A 14,421-nucleotide genomic window follows, 5' to 3' on the forward strand; every position below is an offset into this window, starting at 1 on the left:
CGGAGAAATTTCTTTTCGTGAATTACTTTTGAATTGCTTTATAGCTCTCTATCAGCCTTATAAATTCTGAACGATAGCCTTCTTCATCCTTACTTTTTCCCTGTTTAGCAAGGTTTTCAATATCGGAAAGATCTTTTTTTGTAATCAGTTCCGAGTTTCTTAATACCAACCCAAACCAGGCTACGGAAGATGCAAATTTAAAATCCGGACTTGCAGAAGATATTCTGTTCTCTGTATTTTTAACAATCTGACTTATTTCACGACTGGTATCTCCGTCAGGCTTTTTATATCTGAATTTAATCGTTGCAAGTTCCTCTCCAAATTCTTTCGATGAAGTATTCCGGGTATATTTCATACTACTTTCTTTAGGAGCGAAATCCGATTTTACATCTGCAGGAATCACCTCATACAAAGCAGTAACAGTGTGTCCGCTTCCCAATTCTCCGGCATCGATTTTATCATTTGCAAAGTCTTCATTTTTCAATTTTCTATTCTCGTAACCAATCAGGCGATATGATTTTACATATTCAGGATTAAATTCAATCTGGATTTTTACATCTTTGGCAATGGCATACATACTTCCTGCAAATTCTTTCCCCAGAAATTTATTCGCTTCCTGTATATTATCAATATAAGCGTAATTCCCATTTCCTTTATCAGCAAGGGTTTCCAGTGTATTGTCTTTATAATTGCCCATCCCAAATCCTAAACAAGTAAGGAAAACTCCTGATTTTCTTTTATCTTCAATCAGTGTTTTAAGGTCTGAGGTGGAAGACATCCCTACATTGAAGTCTCCGTCAGTTGCAATAATAATGCGATTATTTCCTTCTTTTACAAAGCTTTCCTGCGCCAGTTTATAAGCAAGCTCAATTCCTGCTCCTCCTGCAGTGCTTCCTCCTGCCTGAAGACGATCCAGTGCCTCAATAATTTTATCTCTTTCTCCTGCTGAGGTAGGTGGTAAAACCATTCCTGCACTTCCAGCATAGACTACAATTCCTACTTTATCTTTTGGTCTGAGCTGATTCAGCAGCATTTTAAAGGAAGATTTTAATAATGGTAATTTATTTTCTTCATTCATTGAGCCTGAAACGTCAATAAGAAATACAAGGTTGGATGCAGGCAGTTTGTTTATTGGAATATTTTTTCCCTGAAGACCTATTTTAAGTAATTTATGTTTAGGATTCCATGGGGAATCGCTATATTCTGTATTGATTGAAAAAGGATCTCCATTTTTAGGCTGAGGGTAATCATATTTAAAATAATTAACCATTTCTTCAATTCTTACAGCATTTTTATCGACTGCCTGACCATTATTGATCATCCTTCTGACATTGGAATAAGAAGCGTTATCAACATCAATAGAGAAAGTAGATAACGGCTGGCTTCGGGTCAGTTCAAAAGGATTTTCAACAAAAGCATCATAGCTTTCATTATTTTGAGTAACCGAACTGATCTGCCGCTGTTTACTGATCTCCTCCTGCAGTTTTTCCAATTTTTTCCTTTCTCTCCTTGAAAGATCTTTGGTGGTTACAACAATAACTCCATTTGCTGCTTTACTTCCATAGATAGCAATAGCAGAGTAACCTTTTAAGACATTTATGCTTTCAATTTTATTAGGGTCTAATTTTCTGAGTTCCTCCTCTGATTTTACGACTCCATTAATAATAAACAATGCTTTATTTTCCGATTTTACAGACGCAGCTCCTCTGATCATCAGTTGATTATTTTTAATATATCCCGGAGCGATGTTGATACCCTGATTTCCCGATCCATTGATCCGAACTCCCGCAACAGATCCCTGCAATGAGGAATACGTTGCAGACTGTGGTACATTACTGACCGTACTTGTAATTGTATTGGAAGCTGATACTTCTTTTCTTTTAATCCCTTTTGAATATCCCATCACTACAACCTCTTCAATCTGTTTTGTCTGTAAGGTATCCTTATATATTTGGGGTACAGATGAAACTATTCTATCCGGAGCTTCAATTGGTCTTGGTAAGCTGCAAGCAGGATAAGGCTTATAAGGATCTGTTATTACAACAGGCGGAGACTGATGTGCTACAGGATTAGGAACAGTTACAGGCAATTCTTCTTTCCTTATATTTTCTTTGATGGTACGGTCAATTTTTGCAATATCAGATTCGGTAATCGGGCCCCTTGAACTTGTATTCTCTGCAATTACAGGTTGTAAAGGTTCTGCAGTCTCTTTTTTATTCATAAAGTAAAAAGCTCCAAGACCAATCATCAAACTTGCGGCAATACCATAGGGCAGCCAAAGTGGATTTGTTTTCTTTTTATCTTCTTTTGTATCTAATTTCTCTTCAATTTTCCCCCATACCTTCTCAAAACCAGGAAAAACAGCTGGCTCTTCTGAAAGCCTGGAAGCTTCATTGAATTGTTGATCTATATGATTATTTTCCATTGTTGTAAAAGTTTAAATGTTTTGATTTACGAGAAGTTCCTGCAGCTTTTTTCGTGCAAAATTGAGCTGGGATTTTGATGTTCCTTCGCTGATGGAAAGCATGGTGGCTATTTCCTTATGAGGATATCCTTCAATAGCAAAAAGATTAAAGATAGCTCTGCAGCCTTCCGGGAGAAAATTCAGTAAGCTCAGAATATCTTTTTCCAGGGAAAGGTTTTCCGTTATTCCTTCAGAATGATCGGTGAAATTTTCTTCCAGGGAAATAAACAGTCCTTTGCTGGATCTTAGTTTCTGCAGGCATTCGTTTACCGCTATTTTTCTTGCCCATGCTTCAAAAGTTTCGGGATTCTGAAGCTGAGTAATTTTCGTGAAGATTTTGTAGAATGTATCCGCTAATACTTCTTCTATATCTTCATCGTTTTTCAAATAGCGTCTGCAGACTGCGTAGAGTCTGCCCACCATTTTCTCGTAAACTTTCCGCTGGGCATTGCGGTTGTTACGCTGGCATTCCAATAATAATTCTTGTTCCATAGTCAGGAGTTATACTATGATAGATGAGGAAACTTTTGAAAGGGTTGGAAACATGATCAACTTTTTTAAGAAAATAATTAAAAAATAAAATTATAAAGCAACTTCTTACTTCTTTTGAGTCTTTTTTTAATTTCAAATTTAACTTTTCCTTGTGTAACAAATCTCTAATATCAACGACTATTAATACAAATAATCTTTTTATAGTAATGAAAAATGCCAAAATTGCATCATTACTTTTTGTTTTGTCTGCAGGAAGTATGATGTTTGCCCAAGATGACTTAATCAACAAGTTAAAAAACAACCAATCACAAAATGCTAATTTTCAGTTCACAACGTTAAAGGACGTAGGTGCGACTTCTGTAAAGAACCAGGGTTCATCAGGAACTTGCTGGAGCTACTCCGGAAACTCTTTCCTTGAATCTGAAATGCAGAGAATGGGCAAAAAACCTGTAGATCTTGCTGAGATCTTTACCGCAAGAAATTCTTACCACGATAAAGCCAAATTATATGTTTTGAATAATGGCGCTATCAGCTGGGGTGACGGAGGAGAACTTCACGACGTAATCAATATGTACAAAAAGTACGGAGCAGTTCCGCAGGATGTTTACACAGGATTAAAAGCAGGACAGACTACCAATAACTTCAAGGAAATGCAGGGAAAACTGAAACCGGTTCTTGACAGCCTTGTTCAGGCTTCTTCAAAAGGAAAGCTTACAGACAACTGGATGGATTCTGTAGATGCTATTCTTGATGAATATTTAGGCAAAGTACCTGCTAACTTCACTTATGAAGGAAAAAACTATACTCCGAAAACATTTGCTAAAGAAGTTGTAGGAATCAATCCTGAAGATTATGTAGAATTATCTTCTTATAAGGATTATCCATATTTTCAAAAATTTGTAGTTCCGATTCCTGATAACTGGAGCCACGATTCTGACTGGAATGTTCCGATGAAAGATCTTACTGCAATTATTGATAACGCTGTAAATAAAGGATATTCTGTGGGTTGGGCAACTGACGTTTCTGAGCCTTATTTTTCTTACAAAAATGGTGTAGCTTATGTTCCGGATATGGATCTTGACCAAATTACTGCAGAGAACAAGCAGACTTTGTTTACAGAGCCTAAAAAAGATAAAACAATCACTGAAGACATGCGTCAGAAAGCACTTAATAACCTTTCTACAACGGATGACCACGGTATGCATATCGTAGGACTCGCAAAAGATCAGACTGGTAAAGAATATTATATGGTAAAAAATTCATGGGGAGTAACCAATGATTTTGCCGGATATATTTATGTAACAAGACCTTATGTTGAATACAAATCAACAGCAATTCTTGTTCACAAAAATGCCATCCCGAAAAGCATCTTAAAACAATTGAAACCGACCAAGAATATCGGTTTATAAGGAAATCATTCCTGCCAATTTAAAGGCAGTTTTAGATATTTAAATCTGTTAAAACCCGCTCATGAAAATTCTGTGAGTGGGTTTATTTTATCTTAAATAATGTATTTCACATTATTATCCGCAAAATGTTGTTGCATTTTCAAAAAATATTATATTTGTGTAAATCAACAAATTATTACCTATGAAAAATCTAAGAAAATTATTAAAATCAGATCTAAAAAAAATCAATGGTGGAAATGCTCCTGATTGTCCGGAAGGGACTACAGCCTGCTACATTCCTGGCAGCAATGGAATCCCTCCCCGCTGGAAATGTGTCCTGGATTCAGTTGGGTGTCCATAAATTTACAAAACCGGCTTTCAGGAAATCCTGAAAGCCGGTTCTTTAATAAATAGGTGAAAATTAAATATAAAATAAAGTGAATTTATGCTGATTTAATACCAGATTGAATCGTCAATTCCTTTTCACAAATGAATAAATTATGCTGTTAAAAAAACACTGCGAAACGAATTCACCATTCCTTGTTGATATTAAAATAAAACGCCCATGCTTTCTGCTGAAAAATCCAGAAGAGCTTCTGTATTGCCGTCTTTGATCTTCTGTACCCACTGGTAATCCTGAAGAATAGCTCTACCTACCGCAACAAGGTCAAATTCCTCATTGTCAAGTCTTCTGATCAATTCTGTAAGGTCTCTTTTTTCTGTTCCCTGTCCTGCAAAAGCATTCAGGAAGTCTCCGTTTAAACCTACAGAACCTACGGTAATGGTTGGCTGTCCGGTTAATTTTTTTAGCCCAGCCTGCAAAGTTTAAGTCAGAACCTTCAAATTCAGGCTCCCAGAAACGACGTTGTGAACAGTGGAAAATATCCACCCCTGCTTCTTTTAATGGTAATAACCATTCTTCCATTTCATTAGGAGTAAATGCCAGTCTGGTTTTATAATCCTGCTGTTTCCATTGGGAAAGGCGGATAATAATGGTAAAGTCCTCTCCTACTGCTGCTCTGATTGCTTTTACTACTTCTACAGCAAATCTGCTTCTTTCTTTCAATGTTTTGCCCCCGTATTCGTCAGTTCTGGTATTGGTTACTTCCCAGAAAAACTGGTCGATAAGGTATCCGTGAGCGCCATGAATTTCAATACAGTCGAAACCAAGATCTTTTGCTGATTTTGCAGAGGCTGCAAACTGAGCAATCGTATCCTGGATATCTTCAATAGTCGTCGTAGAAGCTTTTTCCATTGGAACTAACGGATAGTCCTCTGACATTCTTGTATCTCCAACGTGCCAGATCTGAGGACCCATTTTACCTCCATTCTGATGTACAGTATCAATGACGTTTTTCCAGCCATTCAAAGCTTCTGTTCCATAAAAATCCGGGATATTCTGCATATTTTTTGATCCAGGTCTGTTGATCACAGTTCCTTCGGAAAGAATCAATCCTACTTCTGAAGCAGCTCTTCTTCCATAATAATCTGCAATATTCTGAGTGGGAACTCCATTGTCAGACTGTGCTCTGGTCATTGGAGCCATTACAATCCTATTTTTAAGCTGTAAATTCTTATATTGAAACGGTTTAAATAATGATGATGTGCTCATATTTAAATTTATACTTTATAATTGTTACACAAAGTAACTAATAATAGTTCATTTTTGTATCTTTTATTAAAAAAATAGTGGTAACTTCGCAGTAACTTACATTAGTAACATCAAAGTAACATATGAAACTGCAGTTTCATATGATATTAAAATAAAGATCTCTCTATGAAAAAGAATGAATTAATGCAATACAGCTGCCCTCTGGGTAAGGCCATGGCCGCTTTGGGAAGCAAATGGAAGCCTATTATTGTTCTGGTGATTAAAGACAGAAAATTACGTTTTGGAGAACTGGCAGTACGCATTAATGTCATTTCCAGGAAGGTATTAACTGATCAGCTTAGAGAAATGGAAACCGATGGATTGGTTATTCGTGAAGAGTTTAAAGAACTTCCTCCAAGAGTGGAATATTCTCTTACAGAAAAAGGATTGGCTCTGCTGCCGATTTTATATTTGCTGGAAGAGTGGGAAGCAAAATATCAGGTGAAAGGACAGCATGAAGATAAAGATTGTGCTTTTCTGAATGAAGATGTAAAAAATAAAAAGGCTGTCAATGTTTGATAGCCTTTTATCTTGGATAACACTTTCAAAAAGGTAAGTATATCACCAAAGTGTAAGTATATAGTTTCTAAAGTGTTTCTGATGCAAATTTGCAGAAAAATGTTCATTATGAATTACAAAGAAATTGCAAAAGAAACCATTGGAAATCTCTACAGAGCCCACAACAGCATTAGAAAATCCGGAATTGATGAAAAACTAATTGCCTTGGTGGAACTGCGTGTTTCTCAAATCAATGGATGTGCCTATTGCTGCAGTTATCACGCTAAAGAACTCTCTGATTTTGGCTTTGAACAGGATCTCATCAACAGACTTCCGGGCTGGAAACATACCAATAGCTTCAATGATCAACAAAAGCTTGTTTTAAGCTGGGCTGAAGCTCTCACTTATGGTAAAGATGACTGGCTGGAAATTAAAGCAAAACTTGCAAAGCAATTCACAGATCGGGAAATTGTAGAACTTACGGCAAGTGTAACGCTGATGAATACTTTGAATACACTAAGGATTGCGTTGGCGGAAGAGGATTAGCAACAAAAACCGCTCCCCAAAGGAAGCGGTTTCATATTTATTTAAAATCCCAATTAGAATATCGCTGGATATTTCTGAGGATTTGTTTCATTAAACATGGCGTAGATTTTTTCTACCATATCGTCTGTAGATGGCTTGCTAAAGTAGTCACCATCACTTGCATATGCTGGTCTGTGATCATTGGCAGAGATCGTCAACGGATCTGAATCCAGATATCTGAAAGCTTTCTGCTTTTCAAGGATCTGCTGCAGGATGAATCCTGTAGTTCCCCCTTCCACATCTTCGTCAATCACTACTAATCTGTTGGTTTTCTTAACACTTTCAGCAATTTCGTGAGATAAATCGAAAGGAATCAATGACTGAATATCAATCACTTCTGCAGAAATTCCTAATTTTTCCAATTCGTTAGCAGCTTCCGTTACAATTCTCCATGTAGAACCGTAAGTGACCAAAGTAACATCTTTTCCTTCTTTTGTTACTTCAATTTTCCCTACAGGAACAGTAAATTCACCCAGGTTATCCGGTTGTTTTTCTTTTAATCTGTATCCGTTCAGACATTCTACGATGATTGCAGGTTCGTCAGCCTGAAGCATTGTGTTGTAGAATCCTGCTGCTTTCGTAAGGTTTCTAGGAACCAATACCAAAATACCTTTTGAAAGATTCAGAATACCAGCCATTGGAGAACCTGAGTGCCAGATTCCTTCTAATCTGTGACCTCTTGTTCTGATAATCAACGGAGCTTTCTGGCCTCCTTTTGTTCTGTAATGTACCGTTGCCAGATCATCACTCATTCCCTGTAAACAGTAAAGAACATAGTCTAAGTACTGGATTTCAGCAATGGGTCTTAAACCTCTCATCGCCATACCAATTCCCTGTCCAAGGATCGTTGCTTCACGGATTCCTGTATCAGCGATACGTAAAGCACCATATTTTTCCTGCATTCCTTCCAATCCCTGGTTGACGTCACCGATGTTTCCGGTATCTTCTCCAAAGATTAAAGTTTCAGGATATTTTTCGAAAATTTTGTCAAAATTGTTTCTGATCACTACTCTTCCATCTACCTCTTCGGAACTGTCAGAGTATACAGGTTTGATTTCCTGAACATTCTCAGCTTTCCATTGGGACTGAGAATATAAGTGAGAAGAATAGTTATCTTTTTCAACAGCAGATACTTCATTGTATTTCTGCATCAATTGATTTCTTTCAGCAGAATTTGTTCCTCTTGTCGCCAGTAAAGTCTGTCTTACCAGATGGAAGATGTCTTTTTTAGCTTTTGAAACCAATTTGTTGAAATGAGCGATATAATTTTCAACTTCAGCATTCTGCCCTTTAAGGTTTTCTACTAAAGGTAAAACAGACTGAATAAGTTCTGAAATGGCTTTCTGATAATTTTCCCAGGCTGCTTTCTGTCCGGCTTTTGCTGCTTTTTTCGCTTCTTCATCAATAGCCTCCAGTTCTTCAGCTGTAGCAATCACTTCTTCTTTCCCATCAATTTCGATAGAATAGTTCAGGATCCATTCTTTGAATTTCGCCAGACCGTCATACTCAGCTTCCCATGCAAGACGCTCTTCGTTTTTATATCTTTCGTGAGATCCGGATGTAGAATGTCCCTGTGGCTGAGTAACATCAACCACGTGCACTACCACCGGTACACTTTCTGTTCTTGCAAAATGTTCTGCCTTAGCGTATGCATCTAATAATGCAGGATAATCCCAGGCTCTCACCTGGATAATTTCACATCCCTGGTTTTCTCCCTCTTTTCTCTGGAAACCACTTAGCATTTCACTGATATCCGCTTTTGCTCTCTGGTTTTTTGTAGGAACTGAAATACCATACCCATCATCCCAGATAGAAACAATCATTGGAACCTGAAGAGCACATGCAGCATTCAAGGTTTCCCAGAAGTGTCCTTCTGCTGTAGAAGCATCCCCAATGGTTCCGAAAGCAATTTCGTTCCCTTCTCTTGAGAATTTTTCTGAACCGTCAAATTTTACGCTTTTATAAATAGTTGAAGCCTGAGCCAATCCCAATAATCTTGGCATCTGCCCTGCTGTAGGAGAAATATCGGAAGAAATATTTTTCTGAGCTGTCAGATCTTTCCAGCTTCCATCTTCATGTAAACTTCTTGTTGCGAAATGCCCGTTCATTTGTCTTCCGGCTGAAGCAGGTTCTCTTTCCACGCTGGTATCTGCATACATCTGCGCAAAGAAACTTTCTACCGTCAAGGCATCTATTGCCAATGCAAAAGTCTGATCCCTGTAATATCCTGAACGGAAGTCTCCATTTCTGAAAACTTTCGCCATTGCAAGCTGAGGAAGTTCTTTTCCATCCCCAAAAATTCCAAATTTAGCTTTTCCAGTGAGTACTTCTCTCCTTCCGAGATAAGACATTTCACGAGAGATCCTTCCTAACCTGTAGTCTTCAAGTATCTGATTTTTAAAATCTTGAAAGGATATTTGCTGTGTTTCAATATAGGTTGTTTGCATAGCTAAGTAAAAAAGTTTTTAATCTTCAAGTATTTTGCTAATATACACTTTTTAAATTAATTTTAATTTTTAATAATCTTTTTTAAAAATTTGATAATAAAAAAAATTGTGCTTTATTTTGAAAAAAAATGTAAAAGATGGAAAAAAAATCGCCACATATATTGAATGCTTCCAGCAATCTTTTAGGATTTTCCCTACTCATTATCACCTCATTGAAAATCTCTAAAATCAGTCAGCATACCTATTTGGACGAATTTGCAGGATTTGCCTGTATTCTTTTTGCCTGCAGCTGTTTCTTTTCCTTTCTGGCAATCAGAACAAAAAATAGTAAGCGGGAATACACGTTTGAGAACATTGCGGATTATTTATTTTTAATCGCTTTATTTTGTATAGTTCTAGCCGTTATCATTGTAACCCTGAAAATTATTTAATTTAAATTTTTCGCTTAATTAAGCAATCGAAGGTAATAAATAAGGATAATTATATGAAAATACAAGAATTCATTAAGCAGTTCTTTTCTTATTTTTTACACTGAATCACTATCAGATTCTGAATCTAATAAGAAAAGTGCTGTATATACATTTTCAGTTTCCCGAAAATCTATATACAGCACTTTAGTTTAATTAAAGTAAAAATAGAATCAGATCTTCTGAACAGTTACATTGGTAACATTTCCACTTCCTGTAGATCCGGTTTCTGTCGAAATAATCGTAGAATTTTGATTCGGCGCTGCCGTAAAACGGATCTGATACCCAGCTGTAGGCGCAACAACCACGGTTGTATAATTCATCAGTTCACCTACAGTTCCCGAAGCAGCAACTGCGTTATAATGGCTTCCTCTTCCCAGATAATTCGCATCCGGTACAGGTCTGATACCGATGAGCAGCTGTGTTCCTGCGGGCATATTGGTAAAACTTGCCTGCAGCGTTACCAGATAATTTCCAGGCTGGTTAAAAGTCATCACCCCAGTTCCGGTATTATAAGAATAGAAAGGGGAAGTCGCTATCGGTGCTGCGAATAATAAAGTCGTGATCGTAGAAGAACTGATGTTCTGATTCGCTGCTAAACGCGCATGAAACAGTGAATAAGCAGTAAAATCTATGGTCTTCAGAATTCCGGTAGCATCAGCTACAACTACCCTGTCGGTTCCTCCGATACCAATATTCGAATTAATATTACGGATACGGGCATTTCCAGACGCAACATCTAATTTTTCAGTGGGTGAAACCGTACCAATCCCTACTTTAGCACCTGAAGTTACACTGAAATCATTATCCTGTTGAGCCACAGAAGGAATTCCTGTTGCAGGATTGTCTTTAGAACCGTCAATATGAAAAGTTGTCTGGGGATTTTGAGTACCTATTCCCACTTGTGCGTACGCGATGAAGCTTGAACTGATAGCACACGCTATCATCATTGTTTGAATTTTTCTCATTATTTGTTGTTTTTTTCTAACCACAAATAAACAAAAATTATATTGAAAATCAATGAATTATTAGTAATTATTTTGCTTAAGTAATGCAAAATATTAATTTACAGTAATTTAATCTTATAAAAAAGCAAACTAATCACAACTCATTGAATTATTGGAAGATACGATTATTTTTCTTTCAATAATGAGGATCCGTTACACCATGCGGGATTACAGGAAAAAGGAGAATAAAAAAATTAAAACTGACCAAAAAGTGTTACTATCAGAATTTTCTTTCAATGACATAATCCAGCATAATATGCAGCGATTTTCTTGCTTCAGAATCCGGAAACTCATTCAGAATATCTTTTGCTTTCTGCTGAAATTCTTTCATCACTGTAATGGCATAATCCAATCCACCTGAACTTTTAACAAATTCTATAAGCTCTTTTACACGCTTAGGATTGTTATTATATCGTTTTATGGTATCGAAATAGTACTTTCTGTCTTTTTCACTGGCGATCTTTAAGGTATGAATCAAAGGCAGTGTCATTTTCTGTTCTTTAATATCAATTCCTACAGGCTTTCCTATGACGTTTGAACTCAAATAGTCGAAAAGGTCATCTTTAATCTGAAATGCCATACCGGTAAAAGTACCGAAATCCATCATCTTCTTGGCAAGAGCTTCATCAGCATTGTTGGAAAGAACTCCTATTTCACAACATGCTGCAATCAGAGTAGCTGTTTTCTGCCGGATAATTTCATAGTAAACCTCTTCTGTGATATCCAGTTTTCTTGCTTTTTCAAGCTGCAGAAGTTCTCCTTCAGACATTTCACGGATGGTTCTGGAAATAACCCCAAGCAGATCATAATCTTTGTGGTCTGTAGATAGTAAAACTGATTTTGATAAAAGGTAATCCCCCACCAAAACCGCAATTTTATTTTTCCACAATGCATTGATTGAAAAGAAATTACGACGTTTAAAACTTTCATCCACCACATCATCATGTACCAGAGTAGCGGTGTGGATCAGTTCGATCATAGAAGCACCGCGGTATGTTTTTTCCGTCACCTCACCCACCAGTTTGGCACAAAGAAACACAAACATAGGACGCATCTGCTTTCCTTTGGTGGTAACAATAAAACGGGTTACTTTATCCAATAAAGCTACTTTACTCTGCATTGACTCATAAAACTTCTGTTCAAAAAGTTTCATTTCATCATTGATCGGTCGTTTAATCTCTTCTACAATGTTTGCCACAATCTGCGATGCTGGGTGAATAATTATTAATTCTCACAAAGATAATTTTTTTCGCTCAATTTTAAGACAAATTAATCTTTGAGTTGTTCTTTCGGGATAAAATAAAATGAAGGTTTTGTAGTTCCCAACGGAGATCTGAACTTTTCCCCTGAAATATAAATTCCCGTTTCATCTGCACTTATTCCCTCAATCTGTGCTAATGAAAGCGCAGTCCCGAGGTAATAGTGCTTTGGTTTTTCTTTAAAAAATATTCCGTGTTCTGTTTCTGTAAAAATATCTAAAAAGACTTCTGTTTTCTTGGTATATCCTATCAAATAAAGCTTTTTATCAAAATAAGAGGCATCTGTAACTATAAAACCTGTTTTATAGGTTTCTATTTTTTCTGCTTTTTGCAGTTCTGATAGTTCAGGATCTACGATATAATGTGAGGTTGCTTTTGAAGCCCACTCTTTGGTAAATATATGCAGCTTTCCATTCAGATAAATCATAGCTTCTGCATCGAAATCGTTCTTTGTGTTTTTAGCAATAAATTCGGTCTGTTCAGGATAATAAAACAAAATTTTCGTTCCATCTAAGGCCCTTTCCGAACCTGGAATTTTAATGGCATTAGACTCATCGAGACGTTCGTATGGAACTTTGTAAATCGTCAGATCCTTTCTTGTTCCGGTATTGTTTCCGAAATCCCCGATATAAAAATTTTCTCCGTCATTGGCTAACGCTTCCCAATCTGTATTGATTAAATTGGTTTTCAGTATCCTGATAATTTCCCCACTTTTTTTATCCAATTCAAAAAGTTCGGCAGGATTTCCACTGTCATTGAATGTATACAATCTTCCGTTTAAAATATTCAGTCCTGAAGTTTCCTGAATTTTATCATCAAGGTAGTTTATTCTGTTTTTTTTTATTTTCAGAAAATCAGTCCGCTGGGAAAATGCAGATTGGCCAACGAAAAGAGCAACAATCAGAAGGAGTTTTTTCATAAGACAAAAATAAGGTTTTATTGTGAGTTAGAGAGTTGGAGGGTTTGAGCTAAAAGCGTTTGCAAGTGATGCGAGATACGGGTTTCGGGATGCAGGTTTGAGGGGAGAGTGTGGATTCCTGTGTAATATAAATACTGTATAGCCTTTGAAAATGCCCATTCTAAAAATAGAAAAACGGACTAAAATAGTCCGCTTTTCCCTTAGATTTCTATTGATTTAAATCAGAAGTTAAGCCGTTTTCTGCTCTTTCTGATTTTGCTGTTGTTCTTTCTTTTGTGCCTGTTTTGCAAAATACTCTTTCTGATATTGCCTTACCGTTTTTCCCGTTCCATCATGTCTCCATCCCGGTGAATTGAAAATATAATTGATTCTGTCTGTAAATTTTAATCCAGGCTGCTTCAGATCTTTCCAGATTTTTCTCCATTCATAAAATAATACCGTATCCGGTCTGTTATCCGGCATTTTTGGATAGATTCCATATTTCACAGGTATATTCGGATCTTCTTTTTGGAAGGTTCCAAATATTTTATCCCAGATAATGAGACACATTCCCATGTTTTTATCCAGGTATTTTACGTTACAAGCATGGTGTACACGGTGATGAGACGGTGTTACCAGAATATATTCCAGGAATCCCATACTCTTCACTGTTTGCGTGTGTACCCATGTCCCATACACCTGTCCGATAGCGTATGCCACCATAATATGCCACGGGTTGAATCCTAAAAACGCCAGCGGTGAAAAATATAAATATCTGTAAAGCGGCTGTAATACAGGACTTCTGAATCCTGTTGTCAGATTAAAATATTCTGAGCTATGGTGCGTAATATGAACTGCCCAGAATGCTCTGGAACGGTGGTCCACATAATGCAGCACATAATAGGCAAAATCTGTGATGATAAAACAAGCCAGCAGATACCAGATACTAAGATCCCATGAGAAAATCCTGTGATGATAAAAGAAAAACATTACGCCCATGGCAAATGCCTTCATGATAAGGTCAAGACCAAAGTTCATCAATGCAAGATAAACATTGGTGGCAAGATCTTTCCCGCTATATAACTTAACTTCTGAAACGTGGCTGTAAATCATTTCAGCTAAAATGACAGTGGCATGCAATGGGATAGCCCATGCATACACATTTTCCAGCCCGTCCTCGCTCATAAGAAAATCCATCATCACAAAATAATTTGTGCAAAGGTAGGGTTTTAAGCTATTTTTTAAGAAAGTTTTAGGCTTTTTTT

12 protein-coding genes and 1 pseudogene are annotated in these 14,421 nt (G+C 36.9%); 5 read left to right on the top strand and 8 right to left on the bottom strand.

Going from position 1 to position 14,421, the window contains the following annotated elements; translation table 11 throughout:
- Positions 1–22: 22 nt before the first annotated feature.
- Positions 23–2,425, bottom strand: a complete 2,403-nt coding sequence (locus FFS26_RS07255) for a vWA domain-containing protein (protein ID WP_137904692.1) — start codon at positions 2,423–2,425, stop codon at positions 23–25.
- Between the two features lie 12 nt (positions 2,426–2,437).
- A complete protein-coding gene (locus FFS26_RS07260) occupies positions 2,438–2,956 on the bottom strand; it encodes an RNA polymerase sigma factor (RefSeq protein ID WP_137904693.1) in 519 nt (172 codons plus the stop codon).
- 206 nt (positions 2,957–3,162) lie between these two features.
- Here FFS26_RS07260 and FFS26_RS07265 point away from each other — a divergent pair, with 206 nt between their 5' ends.
- Both FFS26_RS07265 and FFS26_RS22440 read left to right on the top strand, forming a co-directional pair.
- A complete protein-coding gene (locus FFS26_RS07265) occupies positions 3,163–4,365 on the top strand; it encodes an aminopeptidase C (RefSeq protein WP_137904694.1) in 1,203 nt (400 codons plus the stop codon).
- A gap of 181 nt (positions 4,366–4,546) precedes the next feature.
- Positions 4,547–4,705, top strand: coding sequence for a hypothetical protein (locus tag FFS26_RS22440; RefSeq protein ID WP_171006259.1), 159 nt, complete (start codon positions 4,547–4,549; stop codon positions 4,703–4,705).
- Positions 4,706–4,893: 188 nt separating this feature from the next.
- Here the strand turns inward: FFS26_RS22440 and FFS26_RS07270 are convergent.
- Positions 4,894–5,956 (bottom strand): annotated as a pseudogene (locus FFS26_RS07270) (NADH:flavin oxidoreductase).
- 165 nt (positions 5,957–6,121) lie between these two features.
- On the opposite strand from FFS26_RS07270, the gene FFS26_RS07275 reads away from it, so the two are divergent.
- Both FFS26_RS07275 and FFS26_RS07280 read left to right on the top strand, forming a co-directional pair.
- The gene (locus tag FFS26_RS07275) at positions 6,122–6,514 is read left to right on the top strand and encodes a winged helix-turn-helix transcriptional regulator (protein WP_047388122.1); all 393 of its coding nucleotides are present in this window, start codon (positions 6,122–6,124) and stop codon (positions 6,512–6,514) included.
- A 108-nt stretch (positions 6,515–6,622) separates the two neighbouring features.
- Complete coding sequence (locus FFS26_RS07280) at positions 6,623–7,039, top strand: carboxymuconolactone decarboxylase family protein (protein ID WP_110010524.1); 417 nt, start codon at positions 6,623–6,625, stop codon at positions 7,037–7,039.
- Between the two features lie 53 nt (positions 7,040–7,092).
- Here FFS26_RS07280 and FFS26_RS07285 read toward each other — a convergent pair whose 3' ends face one another.
- A complete protein-coding gene (locus tag FFS26_RS07285) occupies positions 7,093–9,525 on the bottom strand; it encodes a thiamine pyrophosphate-dependent enzyme (protein ID WP_137904695.1) in 2,433 nt (810 codons plus the stop codon).
- A gap of 137 nt (positions 9,526–9,662) precedes the next feature.
- Between FFS26_RS07285 and FFS26_RS07290 the strand changes: the two genes are divergently transcribed.
- A complete protein-coding gene (locus FFS26_RS07290) occupies positions 9,663–9,956 on the top strand; it encodes a hypothetical protein (protein ID WP_110010441.1) in 294 nt (97 codons plus the stop codon).
- 209 nt (positions 9,957–10,165) lie between these two features.
- On the opposite strand, the gene FFS26_RS07295 is transcribed toward FFS26_RS07290, so the two are convergent.
- The 4 genes from FFS26_RS07295 to FFS26_RS07310 form a co-directional block, all read right to left on the bottom strand.
- Positions 10,166–10,960 carry a hypothetical protein gene (locus tag FFS26_RS07295; RefSeq protein WP_137904696.1) on the bottom strand — a complete coding sequence of 265 codons (795 nt, stop codon included), beginning with the start codon at positions 10,958–10,960 and terminating at the stop codon, positions 10,166–10,168.
- 259 nt (positions 10,961–11,219) lie between these two features.
- Positions 11,220–12,197: a polyprenyl synthetase family protein gene (locus FFS26_RS07300; RefSeq protein WP_110010439.1), complete on the bottom strand. Its 978-nt coding sequence runs from the start codon at positions 12,195–12,197 to the stop codon at positions 11,220–11,222.
- 71 nt (positions 12,198–12,268) lie between these two features.
- Positions 12,269–13,177: a hypothetical protein gene (locus tag FFS26_RS07305; protein WP_137904697.1), complete on the bottom strand. Its 909-nt coding sequence runs from the start codon at positions 13,175–13,177 to the stop codon at positions 12,269–12,271.
- Between the two features lie 228 nt (positions 13,178–13,405).
- Positions 13,406–14,356 carry a sterol desaturase family protein gene (locus FFS26_RS07310; RefSeq protein WP_137904698.1) on the bottom strand — a complete coding sequence of 317 codons (951 nt, stop codon included), beginning with the start codon at positions 14,354–14,356 and terminating at the stop codon, positions 13,406–13,408.
- Positions 14,357–14,421: the final 65 nt, after the last annotated feature.

Origin of the sequence: Chryseobacterium sp. 2VB (assembly GCF_005503635.1) — a bacterium.
Lineage (GTDB): Bacteria > Bacteroidota > Bacteroidia > Flavobacteriales > Weeksellaceae > Chryseobacterium > Chryseobacterium cupriresistens.

Bases quoted from the DNA above. Each gene is read 5' to 3' on its own strand.
- FFS26_RS07280 (WP_110010524.1), top strand. From the start codon at position 6,623: ATGAATTACAAAGAAATTGCAAAAGAAACCATTGGAAATCTCTACAGA.
- FFS26_RS07260 (WP_137904693.1), bottom strand. From the start codon at position 2,956: ATGGAACAAGAATTATTATTGGAATGCCAGCGTAACAACCGCAATGCC.
- FFS26_RS07255 (WP_137904692.1), bottom strand. From the start codon at position 2,425: ATGGAAAATAATCATATAGATCAACAATTCAATGAAGCTTCCAGGCTT.
- FFS26_RS22440 (WP_171006259.1), top strand. From the start codon at position 4,547: ATGAAAAATCTAAGAAAATTATTAAAATCAGATCTAAAAAAAATCAAT.
- FFS26_RS07275 (WP_047388122.1), top strand. From the start codon at position 6,122: ATGAAAAAGAATGAATTAATGCAATACAGCTGCCCTCTGGGTAAGGCC.
- FFS26_RS07265 (WP_137904694.1), top strand. From the start codon at position 3,163: ATGAAAAATGCCAAAATTGCATCATTACTTTTTGTTTTGTCTGCAGGA.
- FFS26_RS07290 (WP_110010441.1), top strand. From the start codon at position 9,663: ATGGAAAAAAAATCGCCACATATATTGAATGCTTCCAGCAATCTTTTA.
- FFS26_RS07295 (WP_137904696.1), bottom strand. From the start codon at position 10,960: ATGAGAAAAATTCAAACAATGATGATAGCGTGTGCTATCAGTTCAAGC.
- FFS26_RS07310 (WP_137904698.1), bottom strand. From the start codon at position 14,356: ATGATGGATTTTCTTATGAGCGAGGACGGGCTGGAAAATGTGTATGCA.
- FFS26_RS07285 (WP_137904695.1), bottom strand. From the start codon at position 9,525: ATGCAAACAACCTATATTGAAACACAGCAAATATCCTTTCAAGATTTT.
- FFS26_RS07305 (WP_137904697.1), bottom strand. From the start codon at position 13,177: ATGAAAAAACTCCTTCTGATTGTTGCTCTTTTCGTTGGCCAATCTGCA.